The following is a 23,820-nucleotide window of genomic DNA, read 5'->3' on the forward strand; positions in this document are numbered from 1 at the left end:
GCTGCCGTGCAGGATCCCGGGGCTGCCGTGCAGGATCCCGGGGCTGCCGTGCAGGATCCCGGGGCTGCCGTGCAGGATCCCGGGGCTGCCGTGCAGGATCCCGGGGCTGCCGTGCAGGTCTCGGGGGAGTCCGCGGGCGGGCGCCCCGTGGGCCGTGCAGACACTGCCGTGAAACGCGTCGCGGCGTTCAGCGTTCCCGCGGACATGACCGCTTCCCGTGCAACCGCCTCCGCCGGCCGTGCGACCGGCGAGGCCGAGCGAACACCTGCCCAGCGACCCGCCATGACCGACCGCGCGCCGAGCGGTGAGGGCCGTTCAGCACCGGCTCGTCCGCAGCCCGGGTCCGTCACACCGGACGAGGACATGCCGGACTGGGTGAAGGGCCGCCCCGTTGACACTGTGGCGATCGGAACGCCGCGGTCGTCGTCCGCACCGGTGGGCGCCCGCGGCTGACCCTTCGGCAGCGGATGCTCGGCCCACCCCGCGCGGGATGGGCCGAGCACCAGCCGACCGTCCAGACGAGGTGGGCCGGCCCCTTACGCGAGGAGCCGACCCACCGTCGTGTCCGGCGCGGTCGAAGTGCGGCCCGGAAGCCGCGGACGGCGGGGTTTCGGCACCAAGGCACTGCGAGCGCGCTTCACGCCGTGCCCAGCCGGTCATTACACCCACCGCCGCGAATCAGCCTCAGCCTCCGCCGGGAACGAATTCATCGCATATCAAGAGGCAGGGCCAGGACATAAGCGCGTAATCGAGGCGCCGCCTGTCTCTGCATCTCTTTGTCGACTCTTTCGATTCCGTACAGGCCGCTCGCGCACCGCCGAGGTGATAGCCCGCTCATCGACTTGGAATGCCCGGGCCAGGATCGGCACCCACCGTGCGGGAATATTCTGCCGCCCGGTCTCGACGTCGGCGTACGTCCCGCCAGTGACGGCCAGCAACTTGCTGATCCTGCTCTGCGTGTAGCCGGAGACGGTCCTCAGGTACTTCAGTGTCGGCGGGCCGACGTCGAAGAAGGCCTGCACGGGTGTGTGCAGCACCTCCGCCAGCGCGGAAAGGTTGTCCGGGGTCGGCGTACAGTCGGCCGTCTCCCACATCGCGACCGTACTCCGCGCGCATCGCTTGCCTGCGGCACGCGCCACCTCCGTCGCGAGCTCCCCTTGCGTCAGGCCTCTCGACTGTCGTAGCTCGCTGAGGAGTCTGCCCTGAAATCCCACGTCGTCCTCTCCTGCTCCTGCTGGGCTGCGCGGACCCAATCAGTTCTCCACCCTCCCTGCGAAGGGTCCTATCGTCCATCCGAAGGCTTCGGCCGGCGCGCGTCAGGTCGGCCGGTCCCCCGGATTGGCGACGCTGGGTAGCGAAAACCTGACCCATGGCTCACTTGGCATGTTCATTCCCTATGTCGCGAGAAATGAAAATCGGCGTTTCTCGTCACGCGAGAAAAGAAGTGCCTGCCAAGCGGACGGGAGCCGTACTCCTGTCCATCTTGGGTGATCTCCGCCCTGGTCGGAAGCGGTTACGTAATTCTTTGACGCCACCTGATGAGTGGCAGTAGTGTCCGCAGGGCTCGCTTTTGTGCACGGGGAGGACTGCACGCACGATGGCAACTCTTGGATCGGTCGCGCGCCGAATCCTCAATCTTCCTGATCCCAAACCAACTCCGCCTCAGGCCCGGCCGCCGGCGACCTCACAGCCCCCTGATCCGGCGATGCCGAGTCCTGAGCCGGAGAGCACCTATCACCCCTGGGTGGAGGCCGCCCCGCGTTCGGCGGCTGATCGTCCGCCATCTGCTGCCGCGCCCGGGCCCGCCGCTTCGCAAGCGCGCCCGTCTCGGACCGAGGTGCCCGCGACCTCCGCGCCCACGTCGGACGTCCCGTGGCGAGTCGAGGAGGAGGGCAGCGGCAAGCGCTGGGCGGCACGTGCCGGCCGGGGCCTGATCTGGAGCGTGATCGGCCTGGCGGCGATCACGGGAGTCCGGAGCTGGTTCTGGCCCAACCGCGTTCCCGTTGCGCCGCCGCCTGCCGTGGTCGCGGCCCCCAGCTACCCGGTGCAGGACGCCCAGGCGGTGGCGGCTCGGTGGGCCCGTGCCTACCTGAGCTGGGACGAGGCGAGCCCGGATGCCCGGACGACCGCCCTGTCGGCCGACATGGCCAAGCCGTCGGACAAATTGTTCGGCTGGGACGGCCGCGGCCACCAGGACGTCGTCGCCGTGCAGCCCGGCACGGTCACCGTCGCGTCGCAGGGTCAGGCCAGGGTCCATGTCGACGTGCTGGTCCGCCCGGCGCCCGCGCATCCTCCTGCCGGTTCGACCGCTGCGGCCTCGCCGCCGGACCACTGGATCGGCTTGGACGTCCCGGTTACCCAATCGGGCGGTCGCACTGTGGTGACCGGGGAGCCCGGCATCGTCGGCATGCCGACGATGCCCTCCGCCGTGCCCGCGCCGCCGGCCCCCCAGAGCGACCCGGCCCTGAGCATCGCGACGAAGGAAGCCGTCACGGCGTTCTTCAGCCACTACGCCTCCGGCGACATCGAGACCGTGACAGCCCCCGGCGCCCAGATCCCCGCGTTGACCACGGGTCTGGTGCTGGACGGAGTCCAGTCCTGGAGCGCCGATGCCGTCTCGGCCGACGGCAGCAGTCGTACGGGCACCGCCGTGGTCCGGTGGCGGATCAGCGGCGCGGTGATGGAGAGCACCTACCGGGTCGAGCTGGCCCGGGTCTCCACGGCGGACGCCCAGCGCTGGCAGGTGTCCGCCATCCACGGCGGGACGCCGTGACCGGCTCCCTAGCACGACCCATCCACATCATCGAGGGGAACGAGACATGTACCACCTGGCAGCCGATCCGGCCGCTGTGCAGAACCTGGCGCTGACCACCGGAGCCGACCTCAAGGCCTGGGTTCTGCTGATCGCAGGCAACGTCTTCATCGTGATCCTGGTCGTCCGCTCGATCGGCTACTACGCCAAGCGGGAGTGGGGCGAGCTGATCGGCCACATCCTGGTCGCGATCCTGATCGCCGGATTCGTCTTCGCCACCGACACGTCGGTTGGCCTGCTGAAGGACCTTTGGGGGAAGGTCTCCGGCGCATGAGCCGTACCGGCCACACCTTCACGCGCCATTTTGATCTTGAAACGAGGCAGCACGAGCTTTTCGGGTTCGACCTGGGCGAGGGAGCACCCCGGCGGGCGCTCGTGCTCGGGTTCATGCTCGTCGTGGGCTGGACCGGGGGGCTGTTCCTGATATTCGGGTCGCCGAGCAGGTTCACCTTCTCCGTGTACTTCGTCCCGCCGCTGCTGATCGCGGTCTACGGCACCCAGCGTTCCCGGAAGCTGGACCGCCGTCAGAACCTGACGCAGTGGGTGCTGGCCGCCCGTTACCTGGCGATCGGACACCGTCCGATCGTGAACGGCGGGCGCCGGGCGGCAACTCGGGGAGAGTGGCTGCCGCTGCGGGCCCGCCTGGGAGATCGGGCCGAGGCGCTGCTGGACCTGCCGGGCCTGCACGTCCTGGAACCGCTGCTGGGCCGGGAGGAGGCCGCGCGGGAGATCGTCGCGGGCCCGGCGGTGCCGATGAGCGCCCGCGCTCGTCTCTATGGCCCGGACCAGGTGTGGGCCGCCCGCCAGGGTGTGCTCCGCCGTAAGGGCAGCACCGTACGAACGGAGGGGGACCGATGAAGATCACTCAGACAGTCGCGAAGCTGGCCGGCCTGGGCAAGGAGCGCTCGGCGCCTCCGCCGCGGTACGTGGCGGTCGCAGACGGCCTGATCGTCACGGAGGTTGCCGCCGAGGCCTGGTTCGTGCTCCGCAGTACCAACACGGACCTGATGTCCATGCCCGCGCGCGACGCCGAACACGACCTGGTCAGCTCGGTTCTGGCGAAGACCCTGGCGGGCTACGACTGCCACCTCCGTGTGCTGTGGAGCCCGCTCAACGCCGAGGACTACATGACGGAGGCCGCCGAGCTGTTCTCCGCCGGTGACTGGGAGCGCTGGGCCGCCGAGCGCATCGATCGCCTGGACGCGCTTGCTCTGCCGACCCGCCACCTGATGCTCGGGGTGCGGATCCAGGAGCGTGCCAGCCACGCCAAGGCCCGGGGCCGTTCCGGTGTCCAGGACGCGCTCGGGCTCGGCTCCTCCGGGCTCTCGCGCGGCGAGCTCGCGCGCCTGGACGCCCAGGTCCGTCGTCTGGGCCGTCAGTTGGAGCAGACCCCCTGGCGCGGCCAGCCCGCGACGGTGGAGATGCTGGCGTGGATGATCGCGCGAGAGCAGCACCGCGGAACGATGCTTCCTGCGGCCAACGGCGCCGGGCTGATCACCGGCGCGAAGCTCGCGCACCTCACCTCGGGCCGCGTGCTGCCCTACCCGGACCACCTTCGGATGGTCAACGGGCAGGGCGAGACGACGGCCTGGGTCAGCGTGATGGCCATGACCGGCTTCCCGGAGACCATGGAGTCCCCCGGTCGCGGCGAGTGGCTGCGGACCGTCTCCGAGATCACCTACGTGCCGGAGATCGACCAGGCCGAGTGGGGTGACGACGAGGACTTCCCCGAGCTGCCGGTGAACCCGGAGCCGAACGTCCGGTTCACCGTCATGCACAAGCGGGACGCGCTCAAGCGGGTGGACGAGGCGAGGCGCCTGGCCAAGGAACAGCGGCAGTCCGCCTCCAAGCACTCGGCCGGCGAGACCACGCTGGAGAACGAGGAGACGGAGGAGGTCATGGCCGCTCTCGCGCGCGACATGCGCCGCGAGGACGTGACCTTGATCGAGGATCACCCGCGGCTGGTCATCACGTCCGAGATCAGCCTCAAGGACCTTCGCGCCAAGATCGACGCTGTGAAGGCCCACTTCGGTGGCGCCGGCATCGAGGTGGTGGTCGGGGAGGAGGAACAGCGGGATCTGTGGCTGGAGACCCAGCCGGGCGACAGCCTGCGCGTGGCGGACCTGGGCCACACCCGCACGGTCGACGCCCTCACGGGCAGCTGGTTCTGGGGCGGGGCGACCGTCGGCGACGACCAGGGCCCGATCATCGGGTTCCTGACCGGCTCGACGTCTGGCCTGGTCCGCAACGACCTGACCGCGGGCAGCGAGCGGGGCGACTCCACGACCACGGCGTTCATCGGCCGAAGCGGCCGTGGCAAGACGACCGCCATGATGCTGTCCCTGCTGGATGCCGCCTTCAGGGGCGCCTTCGCGTTGGTGCTCGATTTCAAGGGCGACGTCGCCGGGCTGGTCACAGCCGGGCGCGCCTACGGTCTGAACGCCCACCTGGTGGAGACGGGGACTCAGCACGCCGGCGTCGCGGACCTGTTCACGATGCTGTCGGGCGACGGTGCCGAGCAGGCGCTGATCCAGGTCCCCAGCCAGCTGACGATCGCGCTGCCCTCCCACCTGCGCAACCGCGGTGCGGAGACGCCGATCCAGGCCGCCGTCAACGCGGTCTATGAGGAGCCGGAGCCGGCCACTTGGAAGGTCATCGAGCGGCTTCGCCAGTCCGACGACGAACTCGCCCGGGAGGCCGGGGCCGCGCTGTACGACCTGAGTCTGACCGCGATCGGCGCCCCGTTCATGGGACGACCGGCCGGGAACGCCTCCCTGCTCGTGCCGGAGCCGGGCATCTGGGTGGTGCAGATTCCGGGCCTGAGCCTGCCGGACGCCTCCTCCAGCCGTGAGCAGTGGAACGTCACGGAGCGGCTCTCGATCGCGCTGATGCAGTCCATGATCGCGTACGCGATCAGCACCGCCGGCCGTCGGGATCTTCGGGGGATGCGCAAGGTCGTGGCGATCCCGGAGGTGCACGTTCTGACGGCCACCAGGGAGGGCTCCTCCTTCCTGGAGTACATCGCCCGCGTCGGCCGTGCGTTGTCGACCGCCCTGGTGGTGGACACCCAGGATCCGGGTTCCATCGCGAAGCTGACGGGCCTGATGGAGCAGTTGACGACCGTCTTCGCCTTCCAGCTGACGACCGCCGCCGAGCAGGACACCCTGGCGCGGCTGCTCGGGCTTGAGGTGGGAGAGCACACCCGCCAGCTGATCCGCGCGATCGGGATCCAGCCGGACGGGGAGGTCCGCCACGGTCACGACATCATGCGGGACCGGCGGTTCGGGTGCGCGACGCACCAGTGGGACATCCCCACGGTCGAGCTCGCGGAGCTTTTGAGCACCACTCCGAAGTCGGTCGTGCTCAATGCCGACGGCGGCCAGGAGGACGGCGGCGCCGTGGACATGGAGAAGGAGGGGGTGCCGGCATGAGGACACGCTGGCTGGCTGCTGCCGTTTCGGCGCTCGTGAACCGCAGGGTGCCGCTGCGGATGCTGGTGGTCCCGTTGCTCGGGGCGCTCGCCACCGTGCTGGTGACGGCCGATCTTGCCCATGCGGCGGATATTGCTCCGGCCGGTATGGGCGATCTGATGCCCTCGCCGAACTTCAAGCCCACGGGCGGCCAGGGCACGTTGTACGAGACCTACAGCAACCCGCTGCTCTGGCAACTCGACAGCGACTACGGCACGTGGGACGTGTTCGACCCCATGATGGAGATGCCCGCCGACCTGTGCATGTCTCTGATCGCCGTGATCGGCTCGGCGGTGGTCGTGGTGGTCCAGTGGCTGTTCGCCGTGGTCAGCCTGCCCGAACTGGAGCACGCGATGGCCAAGGCCATCGGCGGTGCGGCCGGGACGCTCATCGCGACCCTGCTGCCCGCGTCCCTGGCCGTCGGCGGCCTGGTGGCTTTCGGCAACTCCCGCCGCGCGCACGGCTCGGCGCTGTCCCAGATCGGATGGATGATCGCCTCCGGCGTGATGGCCGTCTCGCTGCTGGTCAGTCCCACCACCTGGGTGGACGGCGTCGACTCGGCCCGCCAGATCGGTTCCAGCGCTGCGATGGACGCGGCGTCCGCCGGTATCGGCGACGGCGCGACCGCACCGATCGACCTCGGCCGACCGGTCACCTACACCGACAACGCCCGGGACAACATGCTCCGCAAGAGCGGTGACGCCGTGTGGCGGGCGTATGTGGCGACGCCGTGGTGCGTGGCGGATCTGGGCTCGCTGGAGGTCTGCAAAAAGTTCGGGAAGGAGTTGCTGGACCGTGGCACGGACCCGGGCCATCGGAAGGAGTGGCTTCAGGACACTGTGACATCTGACGAGGTGGGCGACGACAGCGTGACGTGGCGCCAAGGACACGCACCCATCGGGCGGGTGATGGTCACGATTCCTTCGCTCATCTCAGTGATCATTTTTGCCGCGCTGGTCCTGATGCTGGCCTTCTCGTGCCTCGCGTCCCTGCTCGGGGCACTGATGCTGCTGGTCGCCGGCGTGCTGTTCGCGTGCATGTGGATGATTCCGGGCCGCCCACGGCAGTGGGGCGTGAAGTGGTTCGAGGCGCTGGTCGGCTACGTCCTGCAGTCCACGATCTCGACCACGGTCCTGGGCTGCGTCCTGATCCTCACAACGGCGACGACCCAGATGTTCGGCAAATACGGCTGGCTTCCGTCGGCCGGATTGAGCATCGCGGCGGCGGTCGTCGGCTTCCGGTTCCGCCGTGTGGTCGAGTCGATCGTCGGTGTCAGCACCTCAATGGGCCCCGGCGCCGCGGTGGCCGGGTTCATGGCGGCCAAGGGCGCCGGGAAGGCCGCCGGTTGGCTCGGCAAGGCGATCGGCCGCGGCGTTGGCGGGATGAGCCTGCCGAAGTTCCCGGGCCGCAGCCGGTCCGGTGGCGGTTCCCCGGGCCCGGCCGCGCCCGTGCCCGGCGGTGGTTCAGGTGGTGGTGGCGGGTTCGGGACGCTCGGGGCGGGGATTCCGCGCAGGCCGCTCCCCCCGGCGCCCGGCTCGAAGACGGCGGCTTCCCTTCCCGCCGGCCAGCCCCGGCCGGCGGCGCTCGGCGCCGGTTCGCCGTCGGCGCCTCAGCAGGCGTCGTCGCTTTCCCCGGCAACGGGCCGGTCGGTGGCCGATGGACCGTCCCATAGCGGCGCGGTGGCTCCGCCGCCGTCCCGCCGCAGCGTCACCGCGAGCGCGGCCCGGCGTCCGATGCCCGCGCTGCCCGCAGCGCAGAGCCGCCCGGCGGTCGCACCCGGCGACCGCCGACCTGCGGTGGACACGACCTCGCGGCCGGCCGCCGTAACGTCCGGCAGCCAGGCGCCACACGGTTCGGCGGCACACCCCGCTGGTGCCCAGCAGTCGGTGAGCGGGCGCCGCCCGGCTCAGGCCTCCGCACCCGACAGCCCCAACTTCACCTTCCGCACCGCGCCGAAGGCGGGTGCCTCGGCGCCGAGGGTGATTCAGGGGAAGGTCGTCCGCTCCAGCACGACGCCCATCCGGTCGTCGGGCGGAACCGCCGGTCCGCGACCGGTCCGGCCCACCGTGATCGACACGTCGTCCACTCCCGCCAAGGGACGGACGCAGAGCGCGGGACGGCGGTTCTCCGTTCCCGGCTCACGCAAGAAGTAGGAAGAAGGAGGGGGAGGGCCATGAGCCGAGACGACGACAAGGCACCGAACAGCCCGCAGGACTGGCGGGACCTGCTGCGGTCGGACTACCGGTACCCGGCCGAGCTGGACACCCTGTCGCGCCGTCAGCGGCGCCGCGCCAAGAAGGCCTGGCGCCACCAGGACCGGACCGACCGGCTCCAGTGGCTGCGCGAGCAGCGTGAGGCCGAGCCCGCCACGGCGGGCCGGACGATCGTGCTGGTCGTCGCCTTGGTCGCGGTCGTCTTCGGCTCCGCCCTCTTCTTCCGCCACGGGCACACTCCTGTCACGCTCTCCTCCTCCGGCGGCGGGGCCGTGACGGCGACGGCGACGGCCCCGGCCGTCGCACCCGTGAGCACCACGCCCGCGGCCTCGCCTTCCACCGCACCGCCCGTCCTCACCGATCCGGCCGTGGTCGCCGAGGGCTTCACCCGGGTCTACCTCACCCGAAATCCCATGACCGACCACAACCACGCCGCCTCCGTCCACCGGGCGGCCAAGTGGATGGCGCCGCCCCTGGTCGACAATCTGACGACGTACCCCGACCCCGCGTTCGACGCCCTGGTCTCGCGGGCCGGAGTGGCGACGGTGACCGCGGTCAAGGTCGAGTCGGCCGGAAACGACCTGCCCGGCGACAGCCCTCTCAGGGTCTGGCGCAAGGTCACTGCCACCATCGCGGTCGCGGGCCAGGGCGGACACGACAGCTACACCGACACTCGGGTCCTCACCGAGGAGATGACCACTTCCGGTGACGGCCAGTGGCGGGTCTCCCGGATCCTGGGGGTCTGACGGGTGGAGGGACGCGACGCGATCCGGCTGGCCGCGGGAGCGGCCGGCCGGGGACTGATGGTCAAGGTCGGGGCGGTGGCCTTCGCCTTCTTCATGGTCTTCCTGGTCTTGCTCGGCGCGATAGGCGCCGTGGTCCAATCGGGGAGTAAGGCCGCCGCCGCCTCCAAGTGCAACGGCGCCGGCCTGCCGCCGGTCGAACCCACCAACGGTGGCGGCAGCTCGGGCGCCACCGGGTCTCTGCGCCAGCAGCAACTCGCCAACGCGAAGATCATCGACGGGGTGGCCATCAAGCGGGGCCTCAGCGGGCGGGCCACGTTTATAGCTCTGATCACGGCTCTCCAGGAGAGCACGCTGATCAATCTGGACCACGGCGACCGCGACTCCATAGGGCTTTTCCAGCAGCGGCCCTCCTCGGGCTGGGGCACCGTGGCGGACATCATGAAGCCCGAGTACGCGGCCAACGCCTTCTTCGGCCGCGGCGGCAACCCGTGGCCGCGCGGTCTGACGGAGGTCCACGGCTGGGAGACGATGGACCCCGGTGCCGCCGCGCAGGCCGTCCAAGCGAGCGCCTACCCCGCCCTGTACGCGGGCCAGGAGGACGAAGCCAAGCGGGTCGCGCAAGAGGCCGGCATAAACCTCAACCGTGCCGGCACCGGCGGTTCGACCGTATCGGCCTCGCCGGGCGCCAGCGGCACCCCGGGCGCCAGCGGCACCCCGGGCGGTGGCTGCACCACTGGTCCCACCGCGCCTTCCAGTCCCGGAGCACCGTTTCACGACGGCAACTCGCCCTGGCCGCCGGAGGTCAAAAACCCGCGCTCCTCCGCTCAGACAATCGAGTGGGCCAAGAACGAGGCCGGGCCGAACGGGGCCAGCACCTGGTATGGCGGGTGCCTGAGATTTGCGGCGACCGCCAACGGCTGGAGCTACGCCGGCTACACCGATGCGGGCAACACCCACTCGTGGGCGCTGGAGCTGTACCGCAACAAGATACCGGCCAGCATGCATCACGACGGGGACCGCAACCCCCCGCCGGGCGCCCTCCTTTTTTGGGACACGGGGTCCATCTACGGGCACGTGGCCGTCTACGTCGGCAACGGCATGACGGCCAGCACCGACATCAGGCGCCCAGGCTACGTGGACGTGGTGCCGACGGAAGAAATTGAGTCCAAGTGGGGTGCCAAGTACGTGGGCTGGGCCCCTCCGTACTTCCCGACCGCTGGCTGACGAGTCCAACAAGGCCCACAGAGTAAGGAGAAACAGCCATGGCACAGAAGATGATCCTGACGGACGACCTGGACACGGAGGTCGAGGGCGACGGCGTCGAGAACGTCGAAATCACCTACAAGGGGATCACGTGGGAACTCGATCTCGGCGAGGCCAACCGCGCCGTGCTGGACGCCGCCCTTGCGCCGTTCCTCGCGGTGGCCCGCCGGAAGGCGGCCAACCGGCCCGCCGCGAAGCGGCGAAGCACGAAGGACGACCCGGAGGAGAACCGCCGCATCCGCGAGTGGGCGGTGACGGCCGGCCTTACCCTGCCCAGCCGAGGTCCCGTCCCGAAGGAGATCCGGGCCCAGTACGAGCAGCGCGAATCCCGAATCCCCGAGCAGACCGGCGTCGATGCGTAGCCCTGCTACCCCATCCGCCGGGCCCGGTGTTCAGGCAGCCACTTGCCACCTGGACACCGGGGCTCGGGCCGTTTCGCTATTTCTGATGCCCCCTCTCACCCACGACGAGAACGCCCAGTTGCGATGGAGTAAGGAAGAGAAGTCGTGCGCCAGCTGATCGACCCCGACACCGTTCCCCTCACCCCGCTGGTGACGATCGTGCTCAGCTCGACCGGCGTGGCCATGATCGACGGAAACCCGATGCCACCGCCCCTGCCCGGCCAGCAGGTCCGCACAGCAGCCTTGATCGAGGTGAGTGTCCGGGCCGCCCGTCTGGGCCGCCCGGTGCGCGTCCTGGCGCGAGAGGCGGACGGGACCGACTGGCCTTTGATTGTTGACGTAGACGGCTCTGTGACCGCGGTTCCGGCCCACCCCGTCTCGGCTGCCCCGGCGCTTCAGCCTGCTGCGGTTGCCGAGCCGGACCTGTTCCCGACCGTCCGTAGCCGGATTCTCGAAGATGTCCCTGCCGAGTCGGCCGGGCCGGTTGTTCCGGCCGGCCCCGTCTCGGCTGCCCCGGCGCTTCAGCCTGCTTCGGTTGCCGAGCCGGACCTGTTCCCGACCGTCCGTAGCCGGATTCTCGAAGATGTCCCTGCCGAGTCGGCCGGGCCGGTTGTTACGGCCGGCCCCGTGGCTGCTGCCACTGCGCTGTCGTGGACGGACCCGCTCCCCGAGGATTACGCCGACCTGCTGCAACAGACCCGCGACCGCGAGTCGGCGGGCGACCTGCGCGGTGCCGTAGCCGCAGCCGAAGACCTTGAGGCCGCTGTCGAGGACGCGTACGGCCCGGACCACCCCTACACCGTCAACACCAGCCAGCTTCATGCGTACTTCGCGATGAGCGCTGAGCAGTGGGAGCTGGCCGCCCGTCTCTACGCCGCCGTCGCCCGCCGCTGCCACGAGCTGCAGGCCCCGCTGAAGGAGACACGCCGCGCTGCGGTGAACGCGTTCCAGATGTGGCTCCGGGTGGAGGAGCCGGTGACTGCGCTGGAGATCGGCCCGGATGTTGTGGCCATCCTCCAGGCTCTCCGCAGTCCGGACCTCCGCCATGCCGAGGTCCGGCTGAGGGAACTGTCGCGCAGAGCGGCGTGACGTACCAAGACCTGACCCAGCGACCGAGGGGACCGACGTGGCGAGGAAGCAGAGCGCGGGCCGCAGCGCGCAGGCCGAGTTCGACCGCCGCCGCTCCGCGTGGCGGCGGCGCCAGGGTCGCCTGCTTGTGCGGACTCTGCCGGTGGCGCTGGGGGCCGCCGGCCTGACGGCCTGGTGGACCGGGTGGCACACCACCTCAGCCCCGGCCCTCGGATACGCCGCTGGCGCCGCAGTCGTCCTCGGATGGCTGGTCGCGCTGGCACAGGCTCCCCAGTCCACCACGGCATGGCGGTCCGGGGCTGAAGGGGAGCGCGCGACCGAGCGCCTGCTGCGGCCTCTGGCCCGTCGTGGCTGGCATGTTCTGCACGACCGCGCCCTTCCGTTCACCCGGGCCAACGTGGATCACCTGGTTGTCGGACGCCGAGGTCTCTTCGCGGTGGACTCGAAGAACTGGCAAGCCCGCGGTGCCAGGGTCCAGTTCGACGGCCGGACCGGCACCCTCTGGTACGGGCGGCAGGAGACGAACAAGACGGTCACCACCGCCCAGTGGGAGGCGACCCGCGCCGCGTCGGCCATCGGTGCCCGCCTGGGCAGCCCTGTGACGGTGTCCGCCATCGTCTGCGTGCACGGCGCTCCGGTCGGCCGCACCGGCATTCTTACGGTCGGCGGCGTCACCATCCTCGAAGCCCGCCGCCTTCGCCGCCACCTCAACCGCCACCGGCGAGCCTGGACGAAGTCCGAAGCGGCTGCGGTTGTCGACGCCGCCGAAGCCGCCCTGCCACCCAAGTAGACCCGGTGTCCTATCCGCGGGCCGCCTACCCGCGCGGCCCGTTCCACAGCCGTCGGCGCCCCGCCGGGGCCTGCTCGGGAACCTCCTGGTCCCCGTCGTCGACGGCATCGGCCGGGACGGGGTCGGCCGTCGCAGGCAGCAGCGGCCAGGAACAGCGCTCGGGAGCCGGGAGCTGGGAAGCTGACGGAACGACAGGCGCGGGGCCGGTGCCCAGCGGCCGACGAGTGGGAGGAGTCATCCCCTCATCCTTTCGCACCTTGACGGATACCTTGACGCCGCAGGTCAGCGCGCCATCAAGGTCTCCGGCGGAGGCCTTGATACCGGGGCAGTGACCACGACCAGGAGACCCAGGGTGCGTGCACGCCGCGTGCGCGAGGGACATCGACATCCGTACCGAACCCCTGCCAACCGCCTGATGGCGGGCCCAGCGGGCGCTGGCCGTGCCTGCGCTTAGGTTTGTTACGTGACAATCCAGAGGTGTCCGCGTAGGCTCGGAACGTTACGTAACAAACCGGGAGGCCGGCATGCCCACGTGCGAGATCTGCGGCACCGAGATGACCCAGGGGCGGGCCCGGGCCCGCCGCACCTGCTCCGCTGCCTGCCGGCAGGCAGCCCACCGGCGCCGCCGCGCCGCCGAGATGGCCGTGCTCCGGGCCGCCGCCACGCAGCTGCCCACGGCCGCACCGTCACGTAACGAACCCGTGGAGCCGGGCGCCGACGACAGCCCGGCCGGGCGGATCCGCGCCGCCGGCGCCGCCCTGGCTGCCGCCGTCGAGTACGCGGCCACGGCCGTCGAGGAGAACGCCTGCCGGGACGACTCCCTCGCGGCCCTGCAGCGTCGGTACGACGACCTGGTTGATGCCGTCCGCGCCGCCATGCGCCCCAAAGAGCTGTCACGTAACGAACCAGTGCCCGCCCGGGCCCGCGCCACCGACCCCGGGGCCGGCCGATCGGAGACCGCCGACGCCGCGGCTTCGCCCGACGCGGTGCAGCCGGAACCGTCACGTAACGAACGCAGCCGTCCCACGCGGACCCCGAGGCCGCTGCACCTGTCACGCAAGAAGGCCCTCGCGCTGCTGGACACCGCCGAGCTCGTCAAGGCCGAGCAATACCAGGAGACCGGCAACTGGGACGTCGTCGCCGCCGACGGCACCGTCATCTGCCACATCGGCCCCAACTACAACAACCTGCGCCGCAACGGCTGGAACGCCTGGCCCCACGGCTCCACACCCAACCGCCGAGACCACTACCCCACCCGGGAGCGCGCCGCAGCGGCCGGCGCCGACGGCTGGCTGCGGATCGTCACCGCCAAACCGCGCCGCTGATCAGGCAGCGCGGCGTGCGGGAGGGCGCTCATCGGACGTTCACCCAGTCCGCGGAGGCAACCCGCTCGGGACCTGCGCCGTTCGCGGCCCGTTCCGGCATCGTGAATCTCTGGACCCGATCGTGCCTGACCCGTGCCATCAGCTGCCACTGGCCAGCGCCGCTTGAAGCGGGTCGCTTTGGGTCATGTCGGAGTTGTGGACGTCGCATGCCTGGTCGACTTTCCAGCCGACGCCGTCCTGGACGAGCCGGATCGCGCGCCGCTGAGTGCTGCTGGTGCCTTTGGGCTGGGTGACCTGGAAGACGACCATCACGCCGGTGCCGGCAGGATGCTGACTGAGTGCGGGAACCTGCTCGGTCCGTTCGGCGGTTACTGGGCTGATCGTCGCGGGTCGGGTGTCGGCCGGGCTCGGGGTGGCCATCGGCGGGACGGTGGAGCCGTCCGCGTAGATGCCCGCCGGCTCGGCCGGGCTGGTGCTCGGTGAGGCCGAGACCGGCGGTGTGCTTTCGGCGTGGTCGGCGGTGCACTTCTGAAGGCTTCCGCCCTGGTACGCGGTTGTCTTCAGCTGACACATGGCCGCCCAGTCGTGGGCGTTGATTGCCTGCTGGTATCGCACGGCAGTGTCCTGCGCACTCGCCCCCGCAGGCTTCGTCGCGTCACCGGTCGCTGTTCCGTTCGATCCACAGCCCGTGAGTGCTGCGGTCCCCAGGACCACAGTGCCCAGAACGGTCAGGTACTTCTTCATCCTGCTGCTTTTCCCTTGCTCTGTTTGGTACGTCATCAGGCGGCTTCCGCGTGGGCCTTGGGCTCGGACTGGGGCTTCTCGGTTATCCTCGGGAACCTTTCATGCTGGTCGGTCGAAAGAGGCGCGGGCCGCGCGGGTGCTCGGGCGCATCAGCGGCCACCACCGGCCCTCCGCCATCTGCTGGACCTTCCGGAGCAACATAAGGCAGTCCCCGCTCGCGTTGTGCTGGCCGCCGAGCTTCTGGTCACGGTACTTCCCGTGGCCAACCCTTCACAGGCCGCGGAACGCGGCGTAGGGCACCATCGCATCCTCCCACCGGCAGGCGGCCATCCAGGCCCGGGCGGCCTGATCCGCTTCGGGCTGGGCCGCGTGGTGGTGGATCAACTCCCGTTCCATGACCCCGCTGTCGAACGCTGGGTCAAGGGTGAGACGGACGCCCGACAAGCCAAGAGCTTTTGTAGCGGTGGTTCCCTTCGCGGCGGCGTCCGTCCAGTGTGCCCACCGCTGCTGGTGGGGGCCTTGCTGCCCCGGGGTCAGCCGATGGACCAGCTGACACCGCTGGGTTTGTCGAGCCACACTCGCTGACCGCTCGCCGTGAGCGTGATGCCGTACCGGTCGCGGGATGGCCGTCCATGGCGCTCGTACAGCTCGTGTGCGGCTTCGAGCTCGGACCACAGCGGCCGGGGGCCGGTCTCGGTCACCGTGCCGTCCGGCCGCAGCTCGGCAATCGACCCGTCGGCAGCCCAGACACGGGCGCCGGTCGGCTTGCCGTCGTCAGTCAGGTCGTACTGCCAGCCGCACGGCGGAAGCGCGATGCTGGCCAGGAAGCGGAAGTTCTCGTCCACCAGGACACCGGCGCCGACGGTCGACGGGCGGCTGTGGCTGGTGGGCAGCGCGGGGCGCCGGATGATCCCGCTGTCGCCGGCCGTGCGAAGTGGCATGAAGTAGGCGGCAGTGGACAGGAAACGGCCGGCGGCTTCGGTCGGGCTGATCTGCTGGGCACGGATGATGCCGTAGCCGATCGGGGCCACGATCAGCCCACCAGAGGTGAGCTCGGGCAGCCACGCCACCGGGACGCGTCCGAGTCCGCAGGTGGCGATGATCGCACCGTAGCGGCGCGTGATGGGCCGTCCTGGCTCGGTCGGTAGGTGCGCGGCGGCTCCGTCACCGGTGATGACGGTGGGGTGGTAGCCAGCCCGGTCGAGTCGCTGCCGGGCGGTGTCGGTGATGTCCTGGTCCACGTCGACGGTCACCACCTGGTCGCCGCCGTACCGGTGGGAGAGCAGCGCGGCGTTGTAGCCGGCGCCCGTGCCGATCTCTTTGACGCGGATGTCGTCGCGGTCGCCGAGTGCTTGCAGCATCGCGGCCATGAGGGATGGCTGACTGGACGACGACGCGGCGTTCCCGTCGATCAGGTGGGTGACGAGCGGCCGGTTCTCGTACACGGCGTGCAGCCACTCGGCGGCGTGCTCGGGGTCGTCGCCAGCGATGCGCTGTTGGGCGCCGTCGGGCCCTTGCCGGTAGAAGTGGGGGACGAACAGGTGGCGGGGCACGTCGCGGAACGCTCGTTCCCACGCGGGGGCGGTCAGGTCACCTGCGGCGGTGAGCGCGTCGACCATGCCGCCGCGAAGGGTCTCGGCGGCGCGCTCGGTGGTGGTGGTCACGGGGTGCCTTTCTGGAGAAGATCGGCGAGTGCGGTGGTGATGGCGCCGCGGGTGAGGTCGATCCACGCCCATTGGCCGCCCGGGTTCACGTCGACGAGCCAGTGTGTTCCCCCCTGGTCAACGATCAGGTCTACGGCGGCGTAGACGAGTCCGAGCCGGTACAGCATGTCCAGGATGCCCGTGTGGATGGTCGTGGGGAGCTCGGCCGGCGTGTAGGTGAGGTTCTTCGAGTCGGTACGCCAGTCGAGCCGGCCGGGGCCGTCAGGGGCGTCGATCCGCACGGGGAAGAGTTGGCCGGCGACGCAGGTGACGCGTACTTCGTACGCCTTGTCGGTGATCTCCTGTTGGTACAGGTGCGCGGTCAGTGCCACGCGTGGGTCGCTCCAACGGTCGGCCGGGACGCGGGTGGTGTAGATCTGGCCGCGCCTGCCGTTCTCGGTGTGGATGAGGCCGCCGAGCACCTTCGTGACGATCCGCCCGCCGCAGCGGTGCGCGAAGTCGGAGACGGCGGCCGGGTCGTTGGTGATCAGCGTTGCGGGCACGGGCAGCCGGGCTTCGGCGCCGGCGGTGAGCTGCGCGGGCTTCGTGCAGTCGGCATTGCGCTCCGGGCGGTTGACCCACAGCACCTGTGGCAGCGAGCCGAGGACGCCGGAGAACGCCCGCTTCGCCTGCGACAGGGCGAACCGTTGTTCCGGGCTGCTCATGGTGTCGGGGAACCGGAATGCGGTGGGCTTGCGCCACCATACGGAGCGCAGTTCGGACAGGTCGACGCCGCGCAGGGCGCCGGCGAGGGTGCCGGCCCATGCGCCGTCGGGTCGCAGTTCGGCCGTCATGGTCATGCGCTGGGGGAAGTCGGCGATGTCGGTTCGCCAGAACGGCACGCTGCGGGTGTTGAGCTCGCGCAGGACGTAGTCGGCGGTCGGGTCGAGGTCGTGGGTGATGACGAGCACGCGGGGCGAGGTGCCCCGCGTGCTCTCGGTGCCGTGGGTCATCAGTCGTCGTTCTGGTCGTAGTCGACGCTGATGACGGTCTGCCCGTCGCTCTCGGTCTGGCAGCCGGAGCCTTCCATGGTGGGCAGGTCGATAGCCGTGCGGCCGTCGATCAGGGAGAGCTGCGTGACGGGGTCGACGGTGACGGGTGGCATCGGGACGACGGTCACGGGGTTGGTGACGGCGTCGAGCCCGAACGGCCTGGTGGTGAGCGGGCCGGCCGGGTCGGTGTCCACGCGCAGGTTCAGCGTGGGCATGCGATCGGTCAGGACGGACATGGTGTCGCTTCCTCTCGTGCTCGGTGACCGGTCTCGGGTTCGGGACCGGGGTGGGTGCCGGCCGCCCGTGGGGGGCGTGCGCGACCGACACCCATTCCGCCCGGGTCGCCGGACGGAGCTGTAGGGGGTCAGGCGCCCTTCGGCGTGACCTTCAGATCGGCCCACACGACCTTCCCGAACGATTCCGGCTCGGCGCCCCGGGTCCGCCTGGGGCGCCGGGCGGGGCGGGGGCTCAGGCGGGTGGCCCGCTGTCCAGGGCGGTGGCCGCCATGGTGCTCTGGGAGGTTTCCTGCTGGTGTACAGCGATGCCGAGCAGGCCGATCACCGCGAGGTGCCCCAGCACCACGAAGGCCGTCAGAGCATCGTGGACGGGGTCGCGGTGCTGTCCGCGGTGCTGGCCGGTCATGACGCACCCCGCATCCGCAGGTCCGCATGCACCGTCTTCCCCAGCGGATCCAGGGTGGTGCCCCACTGGCCCTTGGTGAGCTGGTGTACGAGGGCAAGGCCCCGGCCGGCCTCGGCACTCAGGCCGGCGTCCATCAGGACCGGCAGGACCCGGCTGCCGTCGGTCACCGAGATCCGCACCGCCGTGGCGGTGATCCGGGTGACCTCGAAGGTCATCCGGAGGAGACAGCCAGTCTTGGCGGCGTTGCCCACGAGCTCGGAAGCGATCAGCTGGGCGTCGTCGATCAGCTCGTCCAGGCCCCACTCGGCCAGCTTGTCGCGGACCAGACGGCGGGCCGCTGGGGCCGATTTGGTCTGGTAGGGCAGGTGGGCGACAGATGGCTTCTCGGTGGTGGGCGTCGGAGCGGTTGCCGTGCTCACGAGGCCGGGCGCATCCGGGGGTCGGCGGCCGGGGAGAAGTTGGCCCAGCCGGCCGCCGCGGTGACCAGGGCAGTCCGCCGAAGGCGGTCCCCGGCGGATCTGCGCGGCCCGGACGGCGTCGGGGCGGGGTGCGGCGGGCGACGGGTAGCGGCCATCACGGCTCCAGGGGGATCAGTGGTTTGGTGTGGGCGCCGGTCCGGGCCGCGCGCGGTCCGGACCTGCTCATGCCCCAGGGCTTCGCCTCTCGGGGGTCTGAACACCAAGATGCCGCTGATGTAAGACCGTGAATTTCACCAGAAGTGAAAGATCGTCAGATGCCCGTTCGTGTGATCCAGGTTGACAGCCGTAGACTCCGACGGCTAGCGGAGCGTGACAGGGCAGTCACAGTTTCGCGGGCGAGCGGGTGCCGGGAGACCTGCTCGGGTGCGACCGCGTACGCGGCGTCCAGCTGGTCGAGCGCGGCTTCCGGCTTGGCCATCCACCGGTAGGCGCGGGCCAGGTCGATGTGGTGGTGCCCGATCCTGGTCGGCGCCCACCCGGCCGGGAACCGCATGCCCTTCGCGGCGGCCACCGCCTGGTCGTGCTCGCCAGCCTCCACCAGCGTCATCACCCGGTGGACCTGCACGTTTGTGGGCCCGAAGTGCAGCGACAGGTCGGGCCGCTCGCCGGTCTTGGCTGCGACCTTCTGGGCCTCGTCCAGGTGGTGCTTCATCACCTCCGTCTGCTGGGCGCGGGCGGCGACCACGGCGGAGCCGAGGTGGAGCTGCCCGGTCGTGACCAATGCGCTCGGCGTCTTGGCGTCGGTGCCGTCCAGGTGGCCCCGGCCGGACTCCTGAAGGCGCCGACAGGCCGCCAGGTCGCCGACCCGCAGGTAGGCGGTGACCCGCAGGTATTCGCGGGCGGCCCGCAGCGCGGGCGCCCGGTCGCCAGCACGCTGGGCAGCCCAGTCCATCCGGGCCAGCGCAGTCGCGGACAGGTCGTTCAGGCCGATCGCGATCCCGACCGAGTGCCCGCACCGGTAGGCCTCCGCCAGCAGGCCCCAGGCCTGCCGCTGCTGTTCGTCGGTGAACTCGTGCGCGGCCGTGTGCAGCTCGACCAGCAGCCCCGGCAGCATCGCCACCATCGGCTTGTACTTCGCCGCCTGGGCCAGCGCGTTCACCTGCCGCACCGCAGCCCGAAGCACCGGCAGGGCCCGCGGGCGCACGGCCTCCTGCGGCGGCAGGTCGTACAGGTCGAGCGTCGTGCGGATCGGCCCCATCAACGGGACCAGCGGGTCGTCGGCCACCCCGTCACTGTACGAGGGCGGCTGAAGGTCGCCCGGCTCAACTCCCAAGGCCCTGGCGACCGCTGCCACGAACTCCGGCGTCGCAGGCTTGTGCCCCGACACCACCTTCGTGAGCAGGCTGTACGAGACGTGAGCACGGTCGGCGAGCTGCCGATGACTCAAACCCCTCACATCCTCGTAGGCCGCGATCCGCTGGCCAATGCTGATTCCGTCCGGAGGTGCCACGCTGGTCCCCATCCCGTGCACGCCTTTAACCCGTGTGCACGGGACCGTACCCCTCAAATCGGCTGCCCACAGATCGTTTCGGCAAGCCGTGAAACACCGGAACTGCTCGGCGCCGCCGCGATGGCGCACGCACATGGACCTGAAGCAGCCAGCGAAGGCGGTTGAGCAGGAAGAGCAGGGTATGGCGCTGCTCGACCCGAAGTTCCGCCGCAACCGGTTCGCGAAGCTCGTGCACCTGTCGGAATGCCACTACGCGGCCGGGCGACCGGAAGAGGCCGTCGATACCGCCGGCCAGGCGCTCGACCTGTGGGGGGCCGTGAACTGCACCCAGTGGCTTACGCGGCACCGGCTGGATGGCCACCAAGGCGGCCTGGCCCGTCACGGGCGGGGCTTCGTCTTCCGCTTGCCCTTGGACGGCTTCGCGGCACGCCGCTCGGCTTCGGCGGCCAGCTGGTCCTCCAGTTTGATCCTGTTTCGCTGCAGCGCACAGTGGGAGAGCCCGAGTCCAACGGTGGCGGTGGCTACGACCAGCGGCCAGCGGCTGGGTAGCGCACCGCTCGCATTCCGGGCCGGCGGGTCCATGGAGAGGACGAAGAGAACCACCAACTCGCCGATGACGTAGATCCCCAGCCACAGGACCGCGATCCGCCAGACGGGAGTGAGGTACCGCCGCGGCGGCAGGCCGTTGGCGGCGCGCAGGGCGTTTTCCTCGATCCGGTCCGCGCGGTCGTGGCGGCCTGCGAGGACTGCGGCCACTGCGGATGGTGCGAATGCGAGGCCGAGAGTGAGGGTGCCGCCGGTCTGCCTCGGGGCGACAGCAGCCAGGAGGGCCCAGCCTACGAGGCCAAGCCAGAAGGCGACGGTGGCCACCGCCTTGAACCATTGCGCCTGTGCCTGGTCCCGCCGCTGCTGGAGCAACAGCCGGATGCTCCGGCGAGACGCGACTGCTCCGATGACAAGAAGCAAAGCAGGGAACGCAAAGGCCATCGTGACTTCTCCTTCAGACGATCTACCGGACCATCCGGTACCCACCTCCGCGTCACAGTGAGCTGGGGATTCGAGCAGTTGACGTCTTATGCCGGGACGGGTTGGAGCCGACTGCTCAGCAGCCGGCTCCAACCTCCCGCATGTTCGACCGTCACGATGTTGGCCAGGCGCCGCCGCCGAGCCTGCTGAGCCGAGCTGCCGCAAGCTTGGTGGCCTTGATGAACTCTTCCGGGGCCTGCGGCATCACCTCTGCCGGCTTGAGGACGAGAACGGCCCCCATCACGCTGTCGTCCCAGACGATCGGCGCTGCGATCGAGTTCCAGCCCGCCATGCATTCCTGATAGCCGAGTGCGTATCCGGCGTCGCGGACAGCCCTCAACGACTCGCGCAGTTCGTTCTTGTCCCGGTACACACCAGGACCGGCCTCGTCTGGCACCGGCCCGTCGATGACAGCCTCCTGGATGCTCATCGGCAGGTAGGCCAGGATGGTCCGCCCGCTTGCGCCGGTCCTGAGAGAACGGGTCACGTTCAGGACGTCTCGCGGCGTCATGCCGAGTTCGACGAGGTCGCTGTCGCCCACCGCCATGTCGATGCACTGGCGTCCCAACCCCCGGAAGGGCGCCTTCATGTATAGAAAGACGAGGGCTTTCCCCGTGGCTTCGCGCAACTCCACCAGTGCGCTGTGCGAGGCGTCATCGTCGGTGGAGTGCGCCAGTGCCTGGAACCCCAAATCGGCGGCTCCGAGGCCGAGGGCGTAGAGACCACGTTCACGCCGTACGAACGTGCCGACGTAGACACCGCTGGTGAGGATTCGACTGACCGTGGAGTCATCGAGGCCGGTGGCCTCTGCCAACTCGCTAAGCCGCGCCGTGTCACGGCCGATCTCGGCGAACGCGGCCTGCACGCGGAAGACGCGCTCCGCATGCGTCGTGCCGTTGCTCTTCCGGATGCCTTCCCCGAGTGGTCCAGACATCTTGCCCCCTTGTTCTCCGGCGCGGCTCCCGTGAGATCGCCCGTTGTCGCACTGACGCCCACTCGCTGCCCCAGTCCCCGTGCTGGGCCGGACAGCCGGCCGGACAGCCTACCTGCTGGTGTCGAGAATGAGCTTGCCGGACTTGGTCCGTGCCTCCAGATCAATGTGCGCCTGTGCCGCGTCTCCGAGAGCGTAGGTTTTTCCTACGACAAGCCGAAGCACGCCGAGGCGGACGGCTCCATACAGTGCCTGCATGCTCGTTTGCAGGGCTGCGCGGTCGCTGTACAGGTGCGGGAGCCAGAACCCTCCGGCGACGATCGAGCGCTCCAACAGGGTTTTCACCGAGATGTCGGCGATACTGCCGCTCGCGTAGCCGTAGAGCGCGAGTCGGCCGCGCGGCGCCAACGTGTTCGCCATGGCCTCGACCATGTCGCCTCCGGTCATCTCCAGGGCGACGTGGACGGGCCCGCCGGCCGCGTCGACGATCCTCTCGGTCAACCCGTCGAGTTGGGAGGAATCGACGACCTTGTCGGCGCCGAGTTCGAGCGCCAGGTCGCGCCGTTCCTTGGTACTGGCCAGAGCGATGACGCGTGCTCCGACCTCCCTCGCCAGTTGTACCGCGATCGAACCGACACCTCCGCCGGCGGCCGGGATCACGACGGTCTCGCCCTGCTTCAGTTGTGCGACGGTGAAAAGGATGTGCCAGGCGCTGTTGCCTTGCAGAGCAAGCGTCACTGCCTGGTCGTCCGTGATGTCGTCCGGTACATCCCACGCCGCCCGCCGATGGACCAAGGCCTTCGTCGCGTAACCGCCGCCTTTGGTCAGCGCAACGACCCGTCGGCCTCCGTCCACGGTCCCGACGATTTCGTTGCCGAGGACATACGGCAGCGGAACGTCTGCGAGGTACGAGTTCTGCCGCGCGTGCACGTCCGCGAAATTCACGCCGGCGCGAGTCACGTCGACCAGTAGGTGGGCAGCCTTGGGCGCAGGGTCCTCCACCTCTTCCAGCGCCAGCACGTCTGGCCCGCCGAACTGCCGCATGATGATTGCGCGCACGTCTCTCCCCAGGTTCCGCGTCCTATGTCGCGTGACAGGCTAGGTCCTGCCACTCTCCCGCGACGTTCCTGCCGGTTGCTCGCGCCCTTTTCTCGCCACACGAGAGGTTCCTCCCGCGCTTCCCCTCTCATCGCGTGAGAAGCAATGTCGAGGATCGCCCGGCCCGCCGTCTTCATTGACCGTCATCGTCGATTTACGTAGAGTCGCAGCGCTGCCGTCCTGGCTGCCTGCTGATGGTGGCTTGGCACGGCGCAAGCACCACGATGGGGGAACCGGGGGATGAAGGCGCGTGCGCGATGGGCAGCTTGTGCCCAGGCGTGCCCGGCGCCTGCCGTCGATGCTTCCAACCACGCGCCGAAGCCCGGTGTGGCCGAACTCGCTTGGCGTGCGGCCGGCGAGACGCTGACATCTCCGATCCGGCGGTTCCTCGTACCGTTCGCGGGAAGTGCGCGGGCGGCGGCACGTGCCGCCGCTACGTCTCACCGTGCCGCCATAGTGCGGTGGTTGCCGTCCTGGCTTCGGGAACCGGGCTTGTTCGCCTCCGCGTCCTCCGTTTTGCCCCTGACACGGTCAGCGTCGCCTGCGGCCGGACTGTCGTCGGGTCAAGCGAGATTGACCCGACGTCAAGTACGTAAATCGGACATCTCAGTCGTAAGTGGCACTCTTGCGGGGCTAAACACGGCTG

Annotated in this window: 24 protein-coding genes and 2 pseudogenes; 12 read left to right on the top strand and 14 right to left on the bottom strand. The window is 70.0% G+C overall.

What is annotated here, in order from left to right; genetic code table 11:
- A pseudogene (locus ACWCXH_RS35270) lies at window positions 1-453 on the top strand (hypothetical protein); the annotation flags it as partial.
- Between the two features lie 263 nt (window positions 454-716).
- Here the strand turns inward: ACWCXH_RS35270 and ACWCXH_RS35275 are convergent.
- Window positions 717-1,214, bottom strand: a complete 498-nt coding sequence (locus ACWCXH_RS35275) for a helix-turn-helix domain-containing protein (RefSeq protein WP_449805589.1) — start codon at window positions 1,212-1,214, stop codon at window positions 717-719.
- Window positions 1,215-1,837: 623 nt separating this feature from the next.
- On the opposite strand from ACWCXH_RS35275, the gene ACWCXH_RS35280 reads away from it, so the two are divergent.
- The 11 genes from ACWCXH_RS35280 (at window position 1,838) to ACWCXH_RS35330 (ending at window position 14,109) form a co-directional block, all read left to right on the top strand.
- Window positions 1,838-2,773 (top strand): conjugal transfer protein, encoded by a 936-nt coding sequence (locus ACWCXH_RS35280; RefSeq protein WP_449805590.1) that lies wholly within the window; start codon window positions 1,838-1,840, stop codon window positions 2,771-2,773.
- Window positions 2,774-2,819: 46 nt separating this feature from the next.
- Window positions 2,820-3,086, top strand: a complete 267-nt coding sequence (locus tag ACWCXH_RS35285) for a hypothetical protein (protein WP_449805591.1) — start codon at window positions 2,820-2,822, stop codon at window positions 3,084-3,086.
- The gene (locus tag ACWCXH_RS35290) at window positions 3,083-3,670 is read left to right on the top strand and encodes a hypothetical protein (RefSeq protein WP_449805592.1); all 588 of its coding nucleotides are present in this window, start codon (window positions 3,083-3,085) and stop codon (window positions 3,668-3,670) included. The genes ACWCXH_RS35285 and ACWCXH_RS35290 overlap by 4 nt, the downstream gene beginning before the upstream one ends.
- Complete coding sequence (locus tag ACWCXH_RS35295; protein WP_449805593.1) at window positions 3,667-6,243, top strand: ATP-binding protein; 2,577 nt, start codon at window positions 3,667-3,669, stop codon at window positions 6,241-6,243. Before ACWCXH_RS35290 ends, ACWCXH_RS35295 begins: the two co-directional genes overlap by 4 nt.
- A 74-nt stretch (window positions 6,244-6,317) precedes the next feature.
- Window positions 6,318-8,435 carry a hypothetical protein gene (locus ACWCXH_RS35300; RefSeq protein WP_449805594.1) on the top strand — a complete coding sequence of 706 codons (2,118 nt, stop codon included), beginning with the start codon at window positions 6,318-6,320 and terminating at the stop codon, window positions 8,433-8,435.
- Between the two features lie 20 nt (window positions 8,436-8,455).
- Entirely contained in the window at window positions 8,456-9,241 is a 786-nt protein-coding gene (locus ACWCXH_RS35305; RefSeq protein WP_449805595.1) for a hypothetical protein, read from the top strand.
- 3 nt (window positions 9,242-9,244) lie between these two features.
- Window positions 9,245-10,465, top strand: a complete 1,221-nt coding sequence (locus ACWCXH_RS35310) for a CHAP domain-containing protein (protein ID WP_449805596.1) — start codon at window positions 9,245-9,247, stop codon at window positions 10,463-10,465.
- 38 nt (window positions 10,466-10,503) lie between these two features.
- Window positions 10,504-10,866, top strand: a complete 363-nt coding sequence (locus ACWCXH_RS35315; protein ID WP_449805597.1) for a histone-like nucleoid-structuring protein Lsr2 — start codon at window positions 10,504-10,506, stop codon at window positions 10,864-10,866.
- Window positions 10,867-11,010: 144 nt separating this feature from the next.
- Window positions 11,011-11,994: a hypothetical protein gene (locus ACWCXH_RS35320; protein ID WP_449805598.1), complete on the top strand. Its 984-nt coding sequence runs from the start codon at window positions 11,011-11,013 to the stop codon at window positions 11,992-11,994.
- A gap of 37 nt (window positions 11,995-12,031) precedes the next feature.
- Complete coding sequence (locus ACWCXH_RS35325; protein ID WP_449805599.1) at window positions 12,032-12,784, top strand: nuclease-related domain-containing protein; 753 nt, start codon at window positions 12,032-12,034, stop codon at window positions 12,782-12,784.
- Between the two features lie 524 nt (window positions 12,785-13,308).
- Window positions 13,309-14,109 (top strand): hypothetical protein, encoded by an 801-nt coding sequence (locus ACWCXH_RS35330; protein ID WP_449805600.1) that lies wholly within the window; start codon window positions 13,309-13,311, stop codon window positions 14,107-14,109.
- Window positions 14,110-14,247: 138 nt separating this feature from the next.
- Here ACWCXH_RS35330 and ACWCXH_RS35335 read toward each other — a convergent pair whose 3' ends face one another.
- The 13 genes and pseudogenes from ACWCXH_RS35335 to ACWCXH_RS35395 all read right to left on the bottom strand — a co-directional run bounded on the left by ACWCXH_RS35335 (window position 14,248) and on the right by ACWCXH_RS35395 (window position 23,135).
- The gene (locus tag ACWCXH_RS35335) at window positions 14,248-14,853 is read right to left on the bottom strand and encodes a hypothetical protein (protein ID WP_449805601.1); all 606 of its coding nucleotides are present in this window, start codon (window positions 14,851-14,853) and stop codon (window positions 14,248-14,250) included.
- 270 nt (window positions 14,854-15,123) lie between these two features.
- Complete coding sequence (locus ACWCXH_RS35340; RefSeq protein WP_449805602.1) at window positions 15,124-15,249, bottom strand: hypothetical protein; 126 nt, start codon at window positions 15,247-15,249, stop codon at window positions 15,124-15,126.
- Window positions 15,250-15,386: 137 nt separating this feature from the next.
- Window positions 15,387-16,517, bottom strand: a complete 1,131-nt coding sequence (locus tag ACWCXH_RS35345; RefSeq protein WP_449805603.1) for a methyltransferase domain-containing protein — start codon at window positions 16,515-16,517, stop codon at window positions 15,387-15,389.
- Complete coding sequence (locus ACWCXH_RS35350; RefSeq protein ID WP_449805604.1) at window positions 16,514-17,509, bottom strand: MvdC/MvdD family ATP grasp protein; 996 nt, start codon at window positions 17,507-17,509, stop codon at window positions 16,514-16,516. Before ACWCXH_RS35350 ends, ACWCXH_RS35345 begins: the two co-directional genes overlap by 4 nt.
- On the bottom strand, window positions 17,509-17,784 hold the full coding sequence (gene tgmA / locus ACWCXH_RS35355) for a putative ATP-grasp-modified RiPP (protein WP_449805605.1): 276 nt from the start codon (window positions 17,782-17,784) through the stop codon (window positions 17,509-17,511). The genes ACWCXH_RS35350 and tgmA overlap by 1 nt, the downstream gene beginning before the upstream one ends.
- 232 nt (window positions 17,785-18,016) lie before the next feature.
- The gene (locus ACWCXH_RS35360; RefSeq protein ID WP_449805606.1) at window positions 18,017-18,190 is read right to left on the bottom strand and encodes a hypothetical protein; all 174 of its coding nucleotides are present in this window, start codon (window positions 18,188-18,190) and stop codon (window positions 18,017-18,019) included.
- Window positions 18,187-18,609: an ATP-binding protein gene (locus ACWCXH_RS35365; RefSeq protein ID WP_449805607.1), complete on the bottom strand. Its 423-nt coding sequence runs from the start codon at window positions 18,607-18,609 to the stop codon at window positions 18,187-18,189. The genes ACWCXH_RS35360 and ACWCXH_RS35365 overlap by 4 nt, the downstream gene beginning before the upstream one ends.
- Window positions 18,606-18,764, bottom strand: coding sequence for a hypothetical protein (locus ACWCXH_RS35370; protein ID WP_449805608.1), 159 nt, complete (start codon window positions 18,762-18,764; stop codon window positions 18,606-18,608). The genes ACWCXH_RS35365 and ACWCXH_RS35370 overlap by 4 nt, the downstream gene beginning before the upstream one ends.
- 155 nt (window positions 18,765-18,919) lie before the next feature.
- On the bottom strand, window positions 18,920-19,894 hold the full coding sequence (locus tag ACWCXH_RS35375) for a transcriptional regulator (protein WP_449805617.1): 975 nt from the start codon (window positions 19,892-19,894) through the stop codon (window positions 18,920-18,922).
- 36 nt (window positions 19,895-19,930) lie between these two features.
- Window positions 19,931-20,254, bottom strand: a pseudogene (locus tag ACWCXH_RS35380) (helix-turn-helix domain-containing protein); the annotation flags it as partial.
- A 243-nt stretch (window positions 20,255-20,497) separates the two neighbouring features.
- Entirely contained in the window at window positions 20,498-21,106 is a 609-nt protein-coding gene (locus ACWCXH_RS35385; RefSeq protein WP_449805609.1) for a hypothetical protein, read from the bottom strand.
- 151 nt (window positions 21,107-21,257) lie between these two features.
- Window positions 21,258-22,079 carry an IclR family transcriptional regulator gene (locus tag ACWCXH_RS35390; RefSeq protein WP_449805610.1) on the bottom strand — a complete coding sequence of 274 codons (822 nt, stop codon included), beginning with the start codon at window positions 22,077-22,079 and terminating at the stop codon, window positions 21,258-21,260.
- 108 nt (window positions 22,080-22,187) lie between these two features.
- The gene (locus tag ACWCXH_RS35395) at window positions 22,188-23,135 is read right to left on the bottom strand and encodes a quinone oxidoreductase family protein (RefSeq protein WP_449805611.1); all 948 of its coding nucleotides are present in this window, start codon (window positions 23,133-23,135) and stop codon (window positions 22,188-22,190) included.
- Between the last annotated feature and the right edge of the window lie 685 nt (window positions 23,136-23,820).

The sequence above is a fragment of the Kitasatospora sp. NPDC001660 genome (assembly GCF_053596725.1).

Bases quoted from the DNA above. Each gene is read 5' to 3' on its own strand.
- ACWCXH_RS35285 (WP_449805591.1), top strand. From the start codon at position 2,820: ATGTACCACCTGGCAGCCGATCCGGCCGCTGTGCAGAACCTGGCGCTG.
- ACWCXH_RS35290 (WP_449805592.1), top strand. From the start codon at position 3,083: ATGAGCCGTACCGGCCACACCTTCACGCGCCATTTTGATCTTGAAACG.
- ACWCXH_RS35295 (WP_449805593.1), top strand. From the start codon at position 3,667: ATGAAGATCACTCAGACAGTCGCGAAGCTGGCCGGCCTGGGCAAGGAG.
- ACWCXH_RS35305 (WP_449805595.1), top strand. From the start codon at position 8,456: ATGAGCCGAGACGACGACAAGGCACCGAACAGCCCGCAGGACTGGCGG.
- ACWCXH_RS35315 (WP_449805597.1), top strand. From the start codon at position 10,504: ATGGCACAGAAGATGATCCTGACGGACGACCTGGACACGGAGGTCGAG.
- ACWCXH_RS35330 (WP_449805600.1), top strand. From the start codon at position 13,309: ATGCCCACGTGCGAGATCTGCGGCACCGAGATGACCCAGGGGCGGGCC.
- ACWCXH_RS35335 (WP_449805601.1), bottom strand. From the start codon at position 14,853: ATGAAGAAGTACCTGACCGTTCTGGGCACTGTGGTCCTGGGGACCGCA.
- ACWCXH_RS35340 (WP_449805602.1), bottom strand. From the start codon at position 15,249: ATGGAACGGGAGTTGATCCACCACCACGCGGCCCAGCCCGAAGCGGAT.
- ACWCXH_RS35350 (WP_449805604.1), bottom strand. From the start codon at position 17,509: ATGACCCACGGCACCGAGAGCACGCGGGGCACCTCGCCCCGCGTGCTC.
- tgmA (WP_449805605.1), bottom strand. From the start codon at position 17,784: ATGTCCGTCCTGACCGATCGCATGCCCACGCTGAACCTGCGCGTGGAC.
- ACWCXH_RS35360 (WP_449805606.1), bottom strand. From the start codon at position 18,190: ATGACCGGCCAGCACCGCGGACAGCACCGCGACCCCGTCCACGATGCT.
- ACWCXH_RS35370 (WP_449805608.1), bottom strand. From the start codon at position 18,764: ATGGCCGCTACCCGTCGCCCGCCGCACCCCGCCCCGACGCCGTCCGGG.
- ACWCXH_RS35385 (WP_449805609.1), bottom strand. From the start codon at position 21,106: ATGGCCTTTGCGTTCCCTGCTTTGCTTCTTGTCATCGGAGCAGTCGCG.
- ACWCXH_RS35390 (WP_449805610.1), bottom strand. From the start codon at position 22,079: ATGTCTGGACCACTCGGGGAAGGCATCCGGAAGAGCAACGGCACGACG.